Origin of the sequence: Pseudomonas sp. YuFO8, assembly GCF_035065025.1 — a bacterium.
Classification (GTDB): Bacteria; Pseudomonadota; Gammaproteobacteria; order Pseudomonadales; family Pseudomonadaceae; genus Aquipseudomonas; species Aquipseudomonas putida_AE.
The window spans coordinates 1-504 of the sequence record NZ_JAXDEQ010000113.1 but is presented as its reverse complement, the minus strand read 5'-3'; the positions used below and the strand labels follow the sequence as shown (position 1 = coordinate 504).

1 protein-coding gene is annotated in these 504 nt (G+C 63.7%); it reads right to left on the bottom strand.

Going from position 1 to position 504, the window contains the following annotated elements; translation table 11 throughout:
- The coding region (locus SOP95_RS31540) for an ATP-binding cassette domain-containing protein (protein ID WP_323609520.1) at positions 1-504 on the bottom strand (504 nt) is incomplete at both ends.

Genomic DNA, 504 nt, shown 5'->3' with positions numbered 1-504 from the left:
CCAGGCGACGGAATCGGCGTCCAAGTGGTTGGTCGGTTCGTCGAGCAGCAGCATGTCGGGGGCCGACAGCAGCAGGCGGCACAGGGCCACGCGACGCTTTTCACCACCGGACAGGAATTCGACCTTGGCGTCCCACGCTGGCAGGCGCAGTGCGTCGGCGGCGACTTCCAATTGGCGCTCCAGGTTGTGACCGTCGCCGGCTTGCAGGATGGCTTCGAGCTTGGCCTGTTCGGCGGCCAGTTTGTCGAAGTCGGCATCTTCTTCAGCGTAGGCCGCGTAGACCTCGTCCAGGCGCGCCTGGGCGTTCTTGATCACGCTGACGGCTTCTTCAACCACTTCACGCACGGTCTTGGTCGGGTCCAGGATCGGCTCTTGCGGCAGGTAGCCGATGTTCAGTTCTGGCATCGGGCGGGCTTCGCCTTCGAACTCGGTGTCGACGCCGGCCATGATTTTCAACAGGGTGGATTTACCCGAACCGTTGAGGCCGAGCACGCCGATCTTGGC